Origin of the sequence: Nocardia arthritidis (assembly GCF_011801145.1) — a bacterium.
Taxonomy (GTDB): Bacteria; Actinomycetota; Actinomycetes; order Mycobacteriales; family Mycobacteriaceae; genus Nocardia; species Nocardia arthritidis_A.
The window spans coordinates 699,085-714,815 of the sequence record NZ_CP046172.1; the positions used below are offsets into that span (position 1 = coordinate 699,085).

Here is a 15,731-nt window from a genome sequence, read left to right on the forward strand (position 1 = left end):
CTGAGAATGCTTATTCATAGGACACGTGAGGTGGCTGTCCGCTAGCGCCACCGCTGCCGGTGGAATTCACCCGCGCGAGCGCGAAGCGAATTCCAGGCAGCCACCCGGCCCCCGAGCCCCCGGTCCGTCCGACCGGGACCCGTGCAGGTAGAAAGCCCGCACCGGTATGGTTCGGGGGCTGTTCCCTTTTCTGGGCTTTTCCGCCGCAAATCTGCCCGTTCCCAACGGCGGCAGCTCTGTGCGGCAAGTATCGGTGGCAAGAAATTGCCGTCTGGGGCAACCGGTTTCCGGTTACTACGCTCGACGGATGCAGAGTGATTCCGGGCGGAGCGGGACCGCGGAAGTGGTCGCGGTGCTGCGGGCGGCGGCGGCACGTGATTCGGTGTTACGCAATCCCGATCGTTTCGCGGAGCGGTTGATCAGCCCCTGGTATCGGTGGGGATTGCGAATCTCGTTGGTGCGGGCCGGATTACTGTGGGCGGCCGAGCAGCAGGCGCCCGGGTTGTATGCCTACGTCACCGCGCGGACGAAGTACTTCGATCGGGTGATCGTCGGGGAAATCCGTTCCGGCGCAGAACAAGTCGTGATCCTGGGTGCCGGTGCGGACAGCAGGGCGCAGCGGTTGCCGGAGTTGCGTTCGGTCGCAGTGTACGAGCTGGATCATCCGGCCACGGCGGAGTGGAAGCAACGCAGACTGCGGGCCGCCTTCGGGGCGGTGCCCGCGCAAGTGCGTTATGTGCCGGTGGATTTCGGCAACCAATCGCTGGACGACGTGCTGGACGCGGCCGAGGTGGCACGCGATCGGCGGACGATCTTCCTCTGGGAAGGCGTCGCGCCCTACCTCACCCATGCCGAGGTCGACGTGACCCTGACGGCGATCGCCCGTTTCCGCGCCGGATCCGGTGTGGTCTTCGATTATTGGGATCAGGGTGCGATCGACGAGCCGAGCCGGTATCCGGGCGCCGCCGAATACCTGCGCCGATTGGCCGCGCGCGGGGAACCGATCCGTTCCGGCCTGGACCCGAAGGCCCTGGCTGATCACCTGACCGCGCACGGCCTGAAGTTGGTGGACAACGCGGGCCCACGCGAATTGGACGAGTACCTAACCGGTTCCGGACGAACGAGCCTGAGCTTCTGCTGGATGGCACACGCCCGCGTCCGATGACGCGAAGGAGGTCAGCCGATGTACCGCTGCAACCTGGCCGACAGCCGCGGCTCGAGCGGACCGTCCGCGACCACCCGCTCCTCGACATAGGCGAGGTCACCGCCCTCGACGATGCCGTACAGCCGCTTGGCCCCGCCGACGACGATGCCGGATTGACTGCGGATCACCACATCGGTGGCCAGCTCCCAGGACGACTGGGTGAGCGCCTGCCCGTAGAACAGTTCGACGATGCCGGTGCTGTGCGTGAGCAGCAGCTCGATCACCTCGTCGTCGCCGTCGATGCCGACCCGCCAGAATCCGCTCTCGCGCAGATCGGGTCCGCCGTAGCCGCCGTCGGATTCGATGATCCAGGACCGGGACTCCCAGGCCAGGTAGTCGCCGCCGTCGTGGGAAACCACGATCTGCTGGCCGAAGCGGTAGTCGCCGCGGTCGGGATCATTGCCCTCGCCCTCGCCGCGCCACACGCCGACCATCGGCAGCAGCGCCAGCATGGAGGAGCTGAGGTCGGGGCCGAGCCGCAGATTGGCCGTATCGTCGGGCAGCGGCAGGTCCGGCAGCACCGGAATGTTCCGGGAGCCGGTACTTTTCGCCCGCTCGGCTGCTTCGGACACAGCCTGATCACCGCTGCGCCGGGCGGACGGATCGGCGGGAGCGGTTCCGTTCATGTGTTCGCTCGCTCGCTCGGCCGGATTGGAACCCTCGCTCGCGAGCTCACTCATGATTCGGTGAACAGTCGGTAGAAGACGTACAGACCGAACCACCCGATCAGGATGGCCACGGCCACCAGCAGGATTTCGAAGAAGACGACCACATTTGGAGTCTAACGACCCCGGCGTCCCCGCACACAAACGGCCCCTTCGCTTCCCGGATCGTGGGCAAACGAAGGGGCCGTTTATGGCAAACAGGTGGTTACTTGGCCACCGCGACGTCGACGCGGTGGATGCCCGCGCCGTCCGGCCGGACCTCAGTGGACCCGTTACCGGAGGAAGACAGCGCCCGCACGGTCCAAGCGCCGGGCGCGGCGAAGAACCGGAAGTCGCCGGTGCCCGAGGCGACAACCTCGGCGGTGAAGTCTCCGTTGCCGTCCAGCAAACGCACGAACGCGCCGCCGACCGGCTGGCCGTCGGAGCTCAGGACGCGGCCGGTGATGACCGTCTCCTTCTCCACGTCCACGCCCGCCGGAATGGCCTGACCCTGGGTAGGTGCTGCACACATGTTGATTACGCTCCCAACTCGATCGGTGCACCGACGAGGGAGCCGTATTCGGTCCAGCTCCCGTCGTAGTTCTTGACGTTCTGGTGGCCGAGCAGTTCCTGCAGCACGAACCAGGTGTGCGAGGAACGCTCACCGATCCGGCAGTAGGCGATGGTCTCCTTGGCGCCGTCCAGACCGGCTTCCTGGTAGATCTCGGTCAGTTCCGCATCCGACTTGAAGGTGCCGTCCTCGTTCGCGGCCTTGCTCCACGGCACGTTGATCGCGGTGGGGACATGGCCGGGCCGCTGGCTCTGCTCCTGCGGCAGGTGCGCGGGGGCCAGGATCTTGCCGGAGAACTCGTCGGGCGAACGCACGTCGACCAGGTTCTTCTTGCCGATGGCGTCGATGACCTCGTCGCGGAAGGCGCGGATCGACAGATCCGGCGCGGCCGCCTTGTACTGGGTGGCCGGGCGGTTCACCGCATCCTTGGACAGCGGACGACCGTCCAGCTCCCACTTCTTGCGGCCGCCGTCGAGCAGCTTGACGTTGTTGTGGCCGTACAGCTTGAAGTACCAGTAGGCGTATGCCGCGAACCAGTTGTTGTTGCCGCCGTAGAGGATAACCGTGTCGTCGTTGCCGATACCGCGCGCGGAGAGCAGATCGGAGAACTGCTCCTGGTTCACGAAATCGCGCCGAACCTGATCCTGCAGGTCCTTCTTCCAGTCGAGTTTGACGGCACCTTCGATGTGCCCGTTGTCGTAGGCGGAGGTGTCCTCGTCGACCTCGACGAATACCACGCCGGGTGTGTTGAGGTTCTCTTCGGCCCAGTCAACGGAGACCAGGACATCGGAGCGAGCCATGTTGTTCCTTTCATGGTGCGCGGCGATCGGACATGGGTCCGCCCGAACGCCCCTATGACTTGCAGGGGTCAGTGTGAGCTGGTCGGTGTGGCACCGGCCGAGGCCGCCTGGGTCCGGCGGAAGCGGGCGACCAGTGGGTAGATCTGGCAGCCGAGGCAGATCCCGAACGCGGCGTTGAGGAACGCCGCGAACAGGGCGAAGCCGGCGAAGATGGCGCCGACGACGGTGGAGCCCGCCAGGAATCCCAGCAGGCTGACGGCGCTGAAGATCAGGCCGAGCAATTGGGCGAACCGCAGCGGGGCAACGGGTTCGGTTTCCTTGGTCGGCTCCAGGCGCGGCGCGATGAACGCGGCGAAGAGCCGGCCGTATGGATGACGTCGCGGACCGTAGAACGCGCCGATCGCGAAGACCACCGCCTGCACCGCGATGAGCACCGCGGCCAGCGGGCGGGAGAACGCGGCGGCGATCAACACCAGCACGAGAACGCCGGTGGTGATCCAGGCGGCGAAGCGCGGGCCGCGGACGTCGACCTGACCGGGAATTACGTTGGCTACGGAGGAATTACGAGAATTTACGGACATTGTGCCTACTCCTGCGCTGAATACGACTGATGGCGGGATAATTGCCAGTTCGCCTGGGATTCAGAGATCACTTACGCGACGAACGCAGGTCGACTCGGCGGGTATCCGAGGGAGTCGACCGCTCAGCGGCACAGGCAGCAACAACCGCCAAGGCGACACAGATCAACTGTGCGGCGCTTGGTGAGCATCAGCTCGTGGTTGGCTTGCACGAGAGGCAGTTTACCTGTTTCTGCGGGGGAATTGGACCCGGGGTTGGTCACATTCCTGATCAACGGATGTAAAGCCCGGTTGCGCGGTGGTCATACGGTCAGCGGGACCAGCGCCGAACGCAGATCACCCGCCTTGGGCACGCCGGAGATTCGGAATCGCTCCCGCCCTTCGGCGTCGAAGATGAAGGTGGTGGGCAGCGAGAGCACATTGAGCGCGCGGGCCAGTGTCGGTTCGGCGTCGATGTCGACCTCGATATCCCTTGGCGCCAAAGGTGTTTCGGCCAATTCCGCGGTGACATTCGCAATCACCCTGCGCACCTGGACACATGGGCCGCACCAGTCGGCGGAGAAATGCAGTACGGCGGGCCCGGATCCGGTTATGCCCGCTGCGGCGAGCAATTCGGCGCGGGTGGATTCATCGGACGATACGTCGGCGGCGCGCACCCGCCCTTCGCGGCGGCGCCACAGCACGCCGACCGCGATGGCGGCCAGCAATATCACCGCGAGAATTGTGATTTCGATCATGGTCGCTGCAATCGGTCGAGGTCGATCGTCATGTTCTGGCCGCTGCCCTCCACCACGATCCAGCCACCCCGTGGGAAGGCTTTGGCGGGCCGGACACCGAACGGCAATTCCTTGGTGTCGATGGTACGGGTGAATTGCTCGAGCACCGCGGGCTGATCGGCGTCGGGGATCACCGCGGTCGGCATGGCGTCGACGCCGGAGCCGCGATAGAGGCCGGTCGCGATGAACCGCATCTGGTTGTGCTCGCTGTCCAGTATGAGATTCGCCTTCACGCTGACCTTTTGACCGCCGTAGCGCGCGCCCGGCAGCACCGGCAGCGTGCCGGTGAGCACCAGTGACTGGGTGTCCGATGTGTTCTTGCTCGCATTGGATCCATCCGCGCCGCCCGAGCGGAGGCTTTTGTCGGATTTGTCGTCCGGATCCAAATGCACTTCCAGATCGGGGATATTGAAGAACCGGCCGAGTGCCTCGGGCCGCAGCACCATTCGGCCCTCCACCCGATCCACCTGGACATTGCGCAAATTGCCGTCGACGAGGCCGGCGGCGGGCAGGTGCACCCCGGTCAGCGTGGCCTCGACGCTTATTTCGCCCGGAATGTCCGGCCGCTTACTGAACGCCTTGATATCGACGCCGTTCAGCGTGCCGTCCAACGCCTTCAACACAAATGGGAAGCCGTGGATCGTCACCTCCGGATCGGCGGTCAGATCGGCGCCGTGGCGCAGCGCGCGGGACACCGTGTACTCGGAGAAGGCGGCGGCGCCGAAATCGATCACCACCGCAAGTCCCGCCAGACAAAGCAGCCCGATGATCAGCTTGCGCATAACACAGCACCCTAGTCGGCGCGCGCGACCGAACGCGGCGGGCCGAACCGACCCGTTCAATCGACGCGGTACACACCACAGTGACCGGAAGGCGTGGTCATGGGCCTGGACACGCTAATCTTGCAGTCGATTACCTGTGATTAGCGACGTGGCTCAGCGGAGTGCGCTGTGCTCCGCGTGGCTACGAGATGGGAGGAGGGCCTCCGTGGAGCTGCTCCTGCTGACCTCCGACCCCAACCCCGAGTCGGTGCTGCCATCGCTCGCGCTGCTCGCACACAATGTGCGGCCCGCGCCGACCGAGGTGTCATCGCTGCTCGAGACGGGCAGTGCGGATATCGCGTTGGTCGACGCGCGCACCGATCTGGCCGCCGCCCGCGGCCTGTGCCGACTGCTCGGCAGCACCGGGTCGTCGGTGCCGGTGGTCGCGGTGCTCACCGAGGGCGGGCTCGTCGCGGTCAACGCCGATTGGGGACTCGACGACATCCTCCTGCCGAGCACCGGACCCGCCGAACTCGATGCCCGGCTGCGGCTGCTGGTCGGCCGCAACGGCGGTGCGGCGAGTCCGGAGAACACCGGCAAGATCACCCTCGGTGAATTGGTCATCGACGAGGGCACCTACACCGCCCGGCTGCGCGGCCGCCCACTCGACCTGACGTACAAGGAGTTCGAACTCCTCAAATACCTCGCCCAGCACGCGGGTCGCGTCTTCACCCGCGCCCAGTTGCTGCAGGAGGTGTGGGGTTACGACTTCTTCGGCGGCACCCGCACGGTCGACGTGCACGTGCGACGGCTGCGCGCCAAACTCGGCAGCGAGTACGAATCGCTGATCGGCACGGTGCGCAACGTCGGGTACAAGGCGGTTCGCCCGGCCCGCACGAGCGCCAAGGGCGAGCAGGTGGCCTTCCCCGAAGACGATTCGGAGGGTTCCGACGAACCACTCGCACCGGTGAACGGCTCGGCCAAGTAGTCGCGTGGAATGTCCGGTGATCGAGCTCTGTTGTGCCCGTTGACCTTCGGAATGCGCACGGCGAACGGGAGATGCGGCGATGAGTGACTGGTCCGATCGGCTCGACGACGAATCCGCCACCGCGGTGCGCGAATTGCTCGATGCCGCGACGAAAGTCGATGGTGTCGCACCGGTTTCGGAACAGGCCGTGCTCTCGCTGACCCGCGACGGCGCCGGACATCTGATCGCCGAGCGGGACGGCCGGATCGCCGGATACGCGAATCTGGTTGCCGCGCACGGCGAGCATCCGGCGATGGCGGAGGTGGCGGTGGATCCGGCCATGCGCGGCAATGGAATCGGCGCGGAGTTGGTGTCGGCCGCGCTGGCCGAAGGCGGTGCGGGCGCCCGCGTGTGGGCGCACGGCGATCTTCCTGCCGCGCGGGCCGTCGCGGCCCGGCTCGGACTGGGTAAAGCTCGGGAGTTGTGGCAGATGCGACGACCTCTGGCTACATCTGAGTTACCGGAGCTGACCGTGCCGGACGGCATCGTGCTGCGGACCTATGCGGGCCCGGCCGACGACGCCGAAATCCTGCGGGTGAACAACGCCGCATTCGCCTGGCATCCGGAACAGGGCGGTTGGTCCGAAAGCGATATCGCGGACCGTCGCGCGGAGCCGTGGTTCGACGCGGCGGGCCTGTTTCTCGCCGCGGCCGCGGACGCGCCGCAGCGCCTGCTCGGATTCCATTGGACCAAGGTGCATTTCGAGGAAAACCCGCCGGTGGGCGAGGTTTATGTGGTCGGCATCGACCCGGCGGCGCAAGGGCGCGGACTCGGTCGGCTGCTCACCCTCGCCGGGCTGCATCACCTGCGCGATCGCGGTCTCGCCGAGGTGCTGCTCTACACCGAGGCGGACAACACCGCCGCCGTGCACACCTACACCCGGCTCGGCTTCGCGCCCGCCCATATCGATGTCGCCTACACGGCGGCCCAACCGTCGCGCGACTGAATGGAAAGCGGCGGGTAAAGAAGCTCCCAGTAAAATTGGGGCAAATGTCACACATACCAGACTCAATCGCGCCGGGCTGTTCACCTCCCGTTCACTCAGCTCGAGCCAACTGTCAACCGGCCGAACCTACGTTACTTGTGGGCTGCATACTGCGGCCTGGTGCGCAAGTTCCCCGCGAACAGCACCACATCACCCGCCCGGGGCTGACCGTCACGAGCGACCTGCAAGCAGTCGCTAGCGGCGAGGGACCGGGCGTGTATGACGCCATTCCGGAGGAATAGTGAACTTCAAGCGCAGCAGCGCCCTGGTCGGCGTGCTCGCCGTCGGTGCCATGACCGTCGCCGGTTGTGGTAGCGACAACAACACCGGCGGCAGCTCCGACACCTCGGCTAGCAAGGTCAAAGTCGACTGTGGCGGCACCAAGGCGCTGAAGGCCAGCGGTTCGTCCGCGCAGAAGAACGCGATGGACCGCTTCGTCGCCGCCTACGAATCCAACTGCAGCGGATACACCCTGAACTACACCTCCAGCGGTTCCGGTGCCGGCGTGAGCGAATTCATCGGCGGCCAAACCAATTTCGGTGGCTCCGATTCGCCGCTCGACCCGAACAAGCAGGAGCCGCAGAAGGCCGCCGATCGCTGCGGCTCGCCCGCGTGGGATCTGCCGACCGTCTTCGGCCCGATCGCCATCACCTACAACCTGGACGGCGTGAGCGACCTGGTGCTCGACGGCCCGACCGCCGCGAAGATCTTCAACGGCACCATCAAGACCTGGGACGCGCCGGAGATCAAGGCGCTCAACCCGAATGCGAAGCTCGGCTCGGACAAGATCTCGGTGATCTACCGCTCCGACGACTCGGGCACCACCGACAATTTCCAGCTCTACCTGAACGGCGCATCGGACGGCGCGTGGGGTAAGGGCGCGGGCAAGGTTTTCAACGGCGGTACCGGCGAGGGCGCGAAGGGTAACGAGGGCACCTCGGCCGCCATCAAGAGCACCAAGGGCGCCATCACCTACAACGAGTGGTCCTTCGCCAAGTCGCAGAACCTGTCCATGGCCGCCATCGTCACCTCGGCGAGCAAGGACCCGGTCAAGCTGACCGTCGAGTCGGCGGGCAAGGCCATCGGCGGCGTGAAGATCAAGGGCGAGGGCAACGACCTGGTGCTCGACACCAGCTCGTTCTACAAGCCGACCACCGCGGGCGCGTACCCGATCATGCTCGCCACCTATGAAATCGTCTGCTCGAAGTACAAGGACGCCGACGTCGCCAAGGCGGTCAAGGCGTTCCTGACCTCCGCCATCACCAACGGCCAGCAGGGCCTCGACGGTGCCGGATACATCCCGATCCCCGATCAGTTCAAGACCAAGCTGACCACGGCGATCAACGCCATCTCCTGATTGATTAGTAATGACCGCGCACCCTGAGGTGACCCCTGCGGGCTCGTCGGATTCGACGGGCCCGCGGGCGGTTGGAGAATCTGCCCCCATGTCGAGTGAACCGAGCACCGAGCCGGCCCCAACCAAGGGCCGCGCACCAGCAGCGCACCGCGCGTGGGCGGAATTCACCTTCCGTGCGCTCGCGACAACGGCGGGTGCGACCATCGTCGCCGCCATCGCGCTGATCGCACTGTTCCTGCTGATCCGCGCGATCCCGTCGATCAGGGCGAACGAGGTGAACTTCTTCACCAGCACCCAGTTCGTCACCAACAATGCCGATCACCTGCGGTTCGGCGTTCGCGACCTGTTCATGGTGACCGTGCTGAGCTCGATTTTCGCGCTGGTGATCGCGGTGCCGATCGGTGTCGGCATCGCGCTGTTCCTCACCCACTACTCGCCGAAGGCGCTGGCCCGCCCGTTCGCGATGCTGGTCGATCTGCTCGCCGCGGTGCCGTCGATCGTTTTCGGCCTGTGGGGTGTGCTGGTGCTCGCGCCGAAACTCGGGCCGGTGCAACAGTTCCTCAACGACAAGCTCGGCTGGTTCTTCCTCTTCGCCGACGGCAATGTCTCGATCGAGGGCGGTAACAACATCTTCACCGCGGGCATCATCCTCGCGGTGATGATCCTGCCGATCATCACCTCGGTATCGCGTGAGGTCTTCCATCTGACGCCGCTCACCCATATCGAGGCGGCGCACGCGCTCGGCGCGACCAAGTGGGAGATGGTGCGGATGACCGTGCTGCCCTACGGCCGCAGCGGTGTCATCGCCGGTTCCATGCTCGGGCTCGGCCGCGCCCTCGGCGAGACCATCGCGGTGTTGATCGTGCTGCACACCTCGCCGAAGGCCGGGCACTGGTCGCTGTTCGACGGCGGATACACCTTCGCGTCCAAGATCGCCGCCGCCGCAGCGGAATTCAGCTCACCGCTGCCGACCGGTGCGTATATCGCGGCCGGTTTCGTCCTCTTCGCGCTGACCTTCGTGGTGAACGCGCTGGCCCGGCTGGTGGCCGGAGGAAGGGTGAACGGCTGATGACCGCGACACTCGACAAACCGATCAAGGCGCCGACGTTTCGTCATGTGAGCACCGCCCGCCGGATCAAGAATCAGCTCGCCACCGCGACGGTGTGGCTGTGCTTCGGCATCGCGCTGATCCCGCTGATCTGGGTGCTGTTCGTGGTGCTCGCCAAGGGTTTTCACGCGGTGGCCTCGGCCACCTGGTGGCAGAATTCGCAGAAGGGCATCCTGCCCGACATGTACGGTGGCGGCGTCTATCACGCGATCTACGGCACCATCGTGCAGTCGGCGATCGCCGCCGTGATCGCGGTGCCGCTCGGCATCATGGCCGCGATCTTCCTGGTCGAATACGGTCGCGGGCCGCTGGCGCGGGTCACCACCTTCATGGTCGACATCCTGGCCGGTGTGCCGTCGATCGTGGCGGCGCTGTTCATCTTCGCGCTGTGGATCGCGACCCTCGGTGCGCCGCAGAGCGCGCTGGCGGTGTCGCTGGCACTGGTGCTGTTGATGTTGCCGGTCGTGGTGCGCAGCACCGAGGAAATGTTGAAGTTGGTGCCCGACGAACTGCGCGAGGCCTCGTACGCGCTCGGCATCCCGAAGTGGAAGACGATCGTGCGCATCGTCGTCCCGACCGCGCTGCCCGGCATGGTGAGCGGCATGCTGCTCGCGCTGGCTCGCGTGATGGGTGAAACCGCGCCGGTGCTGCTCCTCGTCGGCTACAGCAAGTCGATCAACACCAATATCTTCAACGGGAATATGGCCTCGCTGCCGCTGTTGATGTACCAGGAGCTGCAAAACCCGCTGGAGCCCGGTCGCGAGCGGGTCTGGGGTGCGGCGCTGACGCTGATCCTGCTCATCGCCCTGCTGTACGTGGCAGCGGCGGCCGTCAACAAGCTGCTCACGCGGAATCGATAGAACCGAACGGATATTCAGATGGCCAAGCGGATCGACGTCAAAGACCTGAACATCTACTACGGCAAATTCCATGCCGTCGCCGATGTGTCCCTGACAGTGCTGCCGCGCAGCGTGACCGCCTTCATCGGTCCGTCGGGTTGCGGTAAGTCCACCGTGCTGCGTTCGCTCAACCGGATGCACGAGGTGACCCCGAACGCCCGCGTCGAGGGTGCGGTGCTGCTGGACGGCGAGGACATCTACGGCTCGCAGGTCGACCCGGTGGGCGTGCGCCGCACCATCGGCATGGTGTTCCAGCGCCCGAACCCGTTCCCCACCATGTCGATTCGCGACAATGTGGTGGCCGGGCTGAAGCTGCAGGGTGTGCGCAACAAGAAGGAGCTCGACGAGGTGGCCGAGCGCTCGCTGCGCGGCGCCAACCTGTGGAACGAGGTCAAGGACCGGCTGGAAAAGCCGGGCGGTGGCCTGTCCGGTGGTCAGCAGCAGCGTCTGTGCATCGCGCGGGCCATCGCGGTTTCGCCCGATGTGCTGCTGATGGATGAGCCGTGTTCGGCGCTCGACCCGATCTCCACGCTCGCGATCGAGGATCTGATCACCGAGCTGAAGAAGGAATTCACCATCGTCATCGTCACGCACAACATGCAGCAGGCGGCGCGGGTGAGCGATCAGACCGGCTTCTTCAACCTCGAGGCGCAGGGTAAGCCCGGCAAGCTGATCGAGATCGACGACACCGAGAAGATCTTCTCCAACCCGGGCAAGAAGGCGACCGAGGATTACATCTCCGGCCGCTTCGGATAGGCCCACCCCGTCCTACGCGAAAAGGGCCCGCCAGGTAGGCGGGCCCTTTTTCGTTGTGCGGCAACCTGATTCGCGAAATCCCCACCGGTAGGCGGGGATTCGGGTGCGTGCCTCAACTATATTGTCCGGCAAAGCTTTTCACCGGATCGGTATTACGCCTCGGCGTCCGGGTCCGGGGGTAGAACGCCGGTGACCAGGAAGATGACGCGGCGGCCGATCTCGACGGCGTGGTCGGCGAAGCGCTCGTAGTAGCGGCCGAGCAGGGTGACATCGACGGCGGCGGCGACACCGTACTTCCAGTCGCGATCCATCAGCAGCGTGAAGAGGTGACGGTGCAGATCGTCCATCGCCTCGTCGTCCTCGTTGAGCTGCGCGGCCCGCTCCGGATCCCGGGTCTCCAGCACCTCTTTCGCGCCCGCGCCCATATTGACGGCGATGCGGCCCATCTCGGCGAAGTATCCGTTGACCGCCTCCGGCAGCGCGTGATTCGGGTGACGGCGGCGTGCCACCTTGGCCACGTGCAGGGCCAGCGCACCCATCCGATTCACATCGGCGACGATCTGGATCGCGCTCACCACCTGGCGCAGATCACCCGCGACGGGCGCCTGCAGCGCAAGCAGAGCAAACGCCTTCTCCTCGGCCTCCTGGATCATTTCGGCGATCCGGTCGTATTCGGTGATCACCTGCTCCGCCAGAGCTAGGTCGGCCTGGAGCAGCGACTGGGTGGCCCGATCCATTGCCGAACCCGCCAGACCGGCCATCTCACCCAACAGGTGGGCGAGATCCGCCATTTGCTCGTTGTAGATGACACGCATGAAATCAGACATTAGTTCCCGGCGCTGTCCAAGTCACGAACACTCGGTTAATGCCGGGTGCCGATCGTTAGCGTCGGTGTTGCCGCAGTTGACGGCCGGAAATCAGGTGCAGGCCTCGTCGGCGGCGTTGACGTGCTCCAGATCCGGCGGCAGAGTGACCGGCGTCGCAGTCCTGCTCTCCGGCGGCAGCTCGGGCAGCGGTGCGGCGACCGGTGTCGGCGCCCGCACGGTGCCGCCGAAATCCGATCCGATGAGCAGTTCGACAATGCTGCCCAGCTCGCTCGTCTGCTCCAGCGTCGCGCCGGGGACCGCGCTGGCCAGCGTCGCCGCCTCGGCCTCGTGGCCCGAGCTGTACCTGATCCTGGTGGTCGGCGAGATGCCGTCCGGCGAGGTGGTGGTGCTGTAGATCTGGAAGCTCTGATTGGCCAGCTTGGTCGCGGTGCGCTGGGCAGCGCCCGCTGCGCCCGACCCGTTGGTCACCTGAACCGTGACGGTTCGCGGATCGACCGCGGTGAGCTTCGGCGGCGCGGGCGGCTGGGTGGTGGAGGTCTGCGGCTGCTGCGGCTTCTTCTCACCGGGTAGCGGCTGGTCGTCGATGATGGCGCGGAAGATCGCCTTGATATCGGCCTCGCGCGGAATCTCGTTGCCGTAGGAGGTGGTTCCGGCGGTCGGCACGGTCAGGAAGGTCACCGAACCGGCGTCCACCTTCTGCAGCGAACGCCCGAGCATCAGCAGATCCGGGGTCTTCACATTGTCGACGAAGGTGTGCGCGGTGAACGCGCTGATGAACCCGTTGAACTTGCCGGGGTCGAATAGCACCCTGCTGGATAGGGATTCGCGTAGCAGCGAGGACAGGAAGCGCTGCTGCCGGTGGATGCGGTCGTAGTCGCTGCGCTCCTCGCCGTAGACGTGGCGGGCCCGCACATAGTTCAAAGCCGTTGCGCCGTCGATCCTTTGCTTACCTGAACGGTCCAGCACAGTACCGAGCACACCGTCGACGACCGGTTTCGGCGCGCACACCTCGACGCCGCCGACCTGATTCACCATCGCCTCGAATCCGGCGAAATCGATGCCGATGAAATGGCCGATATTCAGTCCTGTCATCTTGCGGATGACGTTCACCAGGCATTTCGGTCCGCCGAGGGCGTATACGGCGTTGAGTTTGTCGCCGATGGCGGACGGATAGGTGTCGTCGGTGTACACGCCCTTGTCGTTGTTCCAGCCCTGGCACGCCGGGCGGGTGACGTCGAGATCGCGCGGGAAGGAGACCGCGACCACCCGGGCCCGGCTGGCTGGAATGTTGACCAGCATGACGGTGTCGGAGCGGGCGCCCTCCGCATCCGCCGTTGTGCCCGCACCGACCTCGCTGTTGGCGCCCGCGCGGGAGTCGGTGCCGATGATCAGGAAGTTCTCGTCACCGAGCTGGCCGTCCGAATCGACGACATCGGTCTTGTCGTCATCGATTGCCGAGACATGCGTGAACTGCTTGTCGGTGTAGCGCTGGTAGGCCCAGCCGCCGCCGGTGAGCACCAGCGCGATGACCGCGAACAACGCGCCGGTGACCTGCCCGGCCAGGCGTAGCCTGCGGCGTTTGCGCTGTTTGTTCAGCGCGAGGCGGGACAGTCCGACGGTTTTCGGCCGGGCCGCGTTGTCGTCGGATTCCGTTGCGGCCGTGGCGTTTTCGATTACCGCAGGTAGTTTGTCGGTGATCTGGGACTCGGGTGCGGATTCCGGCTGGCTGGACAGGATATCGTGCAGCACAGGCGAACCCGCGGTGATCGATTCGGAATGCGCGGCGGGATCGGATAGTTCTATCGCTGGGTCGGCGTATTGATTTGCGGCCGAGTCGGATTCGTTACCGTTGTTGACGGAGTAATCCACCCCTGCGCCGAATCCCGTTGCAGCGGATCCCGTCCGGATCTTCCCGCCGTTCGGCCGGGCGGCATGCGTCGCGCGACCCGAACGCTCACTGTCCACCCGCTCGACCAACTCGTGCACCGTCAGCGGCGCCGGTCCGGATGCGGAAGCCTCATCCGCGTGGCGGGCACGCCGAGACGCGCGCGCACCGTCTCGTTCGGTGTACTCCGCCGCGGGATATCGCTCCCACGGGGCGCGACCTGAAGGCCGTGGCGAATGCCCGTGCCGATCGTCACCCACCAACGAACCCTCGCTTTTCGTTATCCGCCGCGACCGCTATGCCGACCGGCATGACCGATCCAGCCATGATAACGATTCCGGCACGGCGACCGGTGCACCTGCGGAAATGCGGCGCGAGTCGCTCGGTCAGCCGCCGCTGTGCATGACGTCGGCGGCGGAGGGGACGGTGTCGTCCTCGGGGTCGTCGAGCCAGCCCTCCGGGAGGGCGACCTTTGTCTGGGGGGAGCCTTGGCGGCCGCGGGGGCCTTGGGCGTCGGCTGGGAAGGGGACGTCCGGGTCGAGTTGGCCGACGAGGTCTTCGATTTGGGTCAGGCTGGAGACCGTCGCGAACTGGCGGCGCAGGTGCGAACCGACGGGGAAGCCCATCAGGTACCAGGCCATGTGCTTGCGGATATCACGCATGGCCTTGTCCTCGCCGTCGTGTTCGACCAGCAGGCCGGCGTGGCGGTACAGCACCTCGCCGACGCGGCCGAGCGCCGGGCCGTCCGGAATGGGTTCGCCGCGCAGCGCGGCGGACAACTCCGCGAACAGCCACGGACGGCCGAGGCAGCCGCGTCCGACCACCACGCCGTCGCAGCCGGTCTCGGCCACCATCGCCAATGCGTCGGCGGCGCTGAAGATATCGCCGTTGCCGAGGACCGGGATGGTGGTGACGGCCTCCTTGAGCCGGGCGATCGCACTCCAATCCGCCTGTCCGGAGTAGAGCTGGGCGGCGGTGCGGGCGTGCAGGGCCACCGCCGCGGCGCCTTCGGCTTCGGCGATGCGGCCGGTGTCGAGATAGGTGTGGTGATCGTCGTCGATGCCGATGCGGAATTTGAAGGTGACCGGCACATCGCCTGCGGCAGCGACCATTTCACGAACGATGTTGGCGAAAAGCCGCCGCTTGTACGGCAGTGCCGAGCCGCCGCCGAGGCGGGTGACCTTGCGCACCGGGCAGCCCAGGTTCATATCGATGTGATCGGCCCAGCCCTCGCCGACGATGATCCGCACCGCCTCACCGAGGGTGGCCGGATCGACGCCGTAGAGCTGCATCGAGCGCGGGTGCTCGTCGGCGTCGAAGGACATCATGTGCAGCGTCTTCTCATTGCGCTCGACCACCGCGCGGGCGGTGATCATCTCGCACACGTAGATCGAGGTCGGGCTGCCGAATTCGCGGCACAGCTTGCGAAAGGCCAGATTGGTGATGCCCGCCATCGGGGCGAGCACGACCGGCGGATCGACCGGATACGGTCCGATCCGCAGCCCGGTCTTCGCCTCGGTCGCCGCAGTCATGCCGACCATTTTCGCATTCGC

Annotated in this window: 17 protein-coding genes; 7 read left to right on the forward strand and 10 right to left on the reverse strand. The window is 65.9% G+C overall.

Annotated elements, in window-relative coordinates:
- Nucleotides 1-307 precede the first annotated feature (307 nt).
- Nucleotides 308-1,165, forward strand: coding sequence for a class I SAM-dependent methyltransferase (locus tag F5544_RS03280; RefSeq protein WP_167471794.1), 858 nt, complete (start codon nucleotides 308-310; stop codon nucleotides 1,163-1,165).
- An 11-nt stretch (nucleotides 1,166-1,176) separates the two neighbouring features.
- Here the strand turns inward: F5544_RS03280 and F5544_RS03285 are convergent, their stop codons facing one another.
- The 7 genes from F5544_RS03285 to F5544_RS03310 form a co-directional block, all read right to left on the reverse strand.
- The gene (locus F5544_RS03285) at nucleotides 1,177-1,884 is read right to left on the reverse strand and encodes an FABP family protein (RefSeq protein ID WP_167471795.1); all 708 of its coding nucleotides are present in this window, start codon (nucleotides 1,882-1,884) and stop codon (nucleotides 1,177-1,179) included.
- Between the two features lie 190 nt (nucleotides 1,885-2,074).
- Nucleotides 2,075-2,380, reverse strand: a complete 306-nt coding sequence (locus tag F5544_RS03290; RefSeq protein WP_167471796.1) for a DUF1416 domain-containing protein — start codon at nucleotides 2,378-2,380, stop codon at nucleotides 2,075-2,077.
- Between the two features lie 5 nt (nucleotides 2,381-2,385).
- Complete coding sequence (locus F5544_RS03295; protein ID WP_167471797.1) at nucleotides 2,386-3,219, reverse strand: sulfurtransferase; 834 nt, start codon at nucleotides 3,217-3,219, stop codon at nucleotides 2,386-2,388.
- Nucleotides 3,220-3,287: 68 nt separating this feature from the next.
- Nucleotides 3,288-3,800, reverse strand: coding sequence for a DUF4395 domain-containing protein (locus F5544_RS03300; protein WP_167471798.1), 513 nt, complete (start codon nucleotides 3,798-3,800; stop codon nucleotides 3,288-3,290).
- Nucleotides 3,801-3,922: 122 nt separating this feature from the next.
- Nucleotides 3,923-4,060, reverse strand: coding sequence for a putative leader peptide (locus F5544_RS47400; RefSeq protein WP_374111197.1), 138 nt, complete (start codon nucleotides 4,058-4,060; stop codon nucleotides 3,923-3,925).
- A 39-nt stretch (nucleotides 4,061-4,099) separates the two neighbouring features.
- Entirely contained in the window at nucleotides 4,100-4,534 is a 435-nt protein-coding gene (locus F5544_RS03305; RefSeq protein WP_167471799.1) for a thioredoxin family protein, read from the reverse strand.
- Complete coding sequence (locus F5544_RS03310) at nucleotides 4,531-5,355, reverse strand: LmeA family phospholipid-binding protein (RefSeq protein ID WP_167471800.1); 825 nt, start codon at nucleotides 5,353-5,355, stop codon at nucleotides 4,531-4,533. The genes F5544_RS03305 and F5544_RS03310 overlap by 4 nt, the downstream gene beginning before the upstream one ends.
- A gap of 205 nt (nucleotides 5,356-5,560) precedes the next feature.
- Here F5544_RS03310 and F5544_RS03315 point away from each other — a divergent pair, with 205 nt between their 5' ends.
- The 6 genes from F5544_RS03315 (at nucleotide 5,561) to pstB (ending at nucleotide 11,466) form a co-directional block, all read left to right on the forward strand.
- Entirely contained in the window at nucleotides 5,561-6,322 is a 762-nt protein-coding gene (locus tag F5544_RS03315; RefSeq protein ID WP_167471801.1) for a winged helix-turn-helix transcriptional regulator, read from the forward strand.
- 79 nt (nucleotides 6,323-6,401) lie between these two features.
- Nucleotides 6,402-7,307, forward strand: coding sequence for a mycothiol synthase (gene mshD, locus F5544_RS03320; RefSeq protein ID WP_167471802.1), 906 nt, complete (start codon nucleotides 6,402-6,404; stop codon nucleotides 7,305-7,307).
- A 280-nt stretch (nucleotides 7,308-7,587) separates the two neighbouring features.
- Entirely contained in the window at nucleotides 7,588-8,703 is a 1,116-nt protein-coding gene (gene pstS, locus F5544_RS03325; protein WP_167471803.1) for a phosphate ABC transporter substrate-binding protein PstS, read from the forward strand.
- A gap of 88 nt (nucleotides 8,704-8,791) precedes the next feature.
- Nucleotides 8,792-9,772: a phosphate ABC transporter permease subunit PstC gene (gene pstC, locus F5544_RS03330; protein WP_238847060.1), complete on the forward strand. Its 981-nt coding sequence runs from the start codon at nucleotides 8,792-8,794 to the stop codon at nucleotides 9,770-9,772.
- Nucleotides 9,772-10,671 carry a phosphate ABC transporter permease PstA gene (pstA, locus tag F5544_RS03335; RefSeq protein WP_167471805.1) on the forward strand — a complete coding sequence of 300 codons (900 nt, stop codon included), beginning with the start codon at nucleotides 9,772-9,774 and terminating at the stop codon, nucleotides 10,669-10,671. Before pstC ends, pstA begins: the two co-directional genes overlap by 1 nt.
- Before the next feature lie 18 nt (nucleotides 10,672-10,689).
- Nucleotides 10,690-11,466, forward strand: coding sequence for a phosphate ABC transporter ATP-binding protein PstB (gene pstB, locus F5544_RS03340; RefSeq protein ID WP_167471806.1), 777 nt, complete (start codon nucleotides 10,690-10,692; stop codon nucleotides 11,464-11,466).
- 152 nt (nucleotides 11,467-11,618) lie between these two features.
- On the opposite strand, the gene phoU is transcribed toward pstB, so the two are convergent.
- The 3 genes from phoU to dusB all read right to left on the reverse strand — a co-directional run bounded on the left by phoU (nucleotide 11,619) and on the right by dusB (nucleotide 15,710).
- Entirely contained in the window at nucleotides 11,619-12,281 is a 663-nt protein-coding gene (gene phoU, locus F5544_RS03345; RefSeq protein ID WP_167471807.1) for a phosphate signaling complex protein PhoU, read from the reverse strand.
- 102 nt (nucleotides 12,282-12,383) lie between these two features.
- Complete coding sequence (locus F5544_RS03350) at nucleotides 12,384-14,438, reverse strand: LCP family protein (protein ID WP_167471808.1); 2,055 nt, start codon at nucleotides 14,436-14,438, stop codon at nucleotides 12,384-12,386.
- A gap of 126 nt (nucleotides 14,439-14,564) precedes the next feature.
- A complete protein-coding gene (gene dusB / locus F5544_RS03355; protein ID WP_167471809.1) occupies nucleotides 14,565-15,710 on the reverse strand; it encodes a tRNA dihydrouridine synthase DusB in 1,146 nt (381 codons plus the stop codon).
- Nucleotides 15,711-15,731 lie beyond the last annotated feature (21 nt).

Coding starts and splice junctions, on each gene's coding strand:
- F5544_RS03280 (WP_167471794.1), top strand. CDS start 308: ATGCAGAGTGATTCCGGGCGGAGCGGGACCGCGGAAGTGGTCGCGGTG.
- F5544_RS03285 (WP_167471795.1), bottom strand. CDS start 1,884: ATGAGTGAGCTCGCGAGCGAGGGTTCCAATCCGGCCGAGCGAGCGAGC.
- F5544_RS03290 (WP_167471796.1), bottom strand. CDS start 2,380: ATGTGTGCAGCACCTACCCAGGGTCAGGCCATTCCGGCGGGCGTGGAC.
- F5544_RS03295 (WP_167471797.1), bottom strand. CDS start 3,219: ATGGCTCGCTCCGATGTCCTGGTCTCCGTTGACTGGGCCGAAGAGAAC.
- F5544_RS03300 (WP_167471798.1), bottom strand. CDS start 3,800: ATGTCCGTAAATTCTCGTAATTCCTCCGTAGCCAACGTAATTCCCGGT.
- F5544_RS03305 (WP_167471799.1), bottom strand. CDS start 4,534: ATGATCGAAATCACAATTCTCGCGGTGATATTGCTGGCCGCCATCGCG.
- F5544_RS03310 (WP_167471800.1), bottom strand. CDS start 5,355: ATGCGCAAGCTGATCATCGGGCTGCTTTGTCTGGCGGGACTTGCGGTG.
- mshD (WP_167471802.1), top strand. CDS start 6,402: ATGAGTGACTGGTCCGATCGGCTCGACGACGAATCCGCCACCGCGGTG.
- pstC (WP_238847060.1), top strand. CDS start 8,792: ATGTCGAGTGAACCGAGCACCGAGCCGGCCCCAACCAAGGGCCGCGCA.
- pstA (WP_167471805.1), top strand. CDS start 9,772: ATGACCGCGACACTCGACAAACCGATCAAGGCGCCGACGTTTCGTCAT.
- pstB (WP_167471806.1), top strand. CDS start 10,690: ATGGCCAAGCGGATCGACGTCAAAGACCTGAACATCTACTACGGCAAA.
- phoU (WP_167471807.1), bottom strand. CDS start 12,281: ATGCGTGTCATCTACAACGAGCAAATGGCGGATCTCGCCCACCTGTTG.
- dusB (WP_167471809.1), bottom strand. CDS start 15,710: ATGACTGCGGCGACCGAGGCGAAGACCGGGCTGCGGATCGGACCGTAT.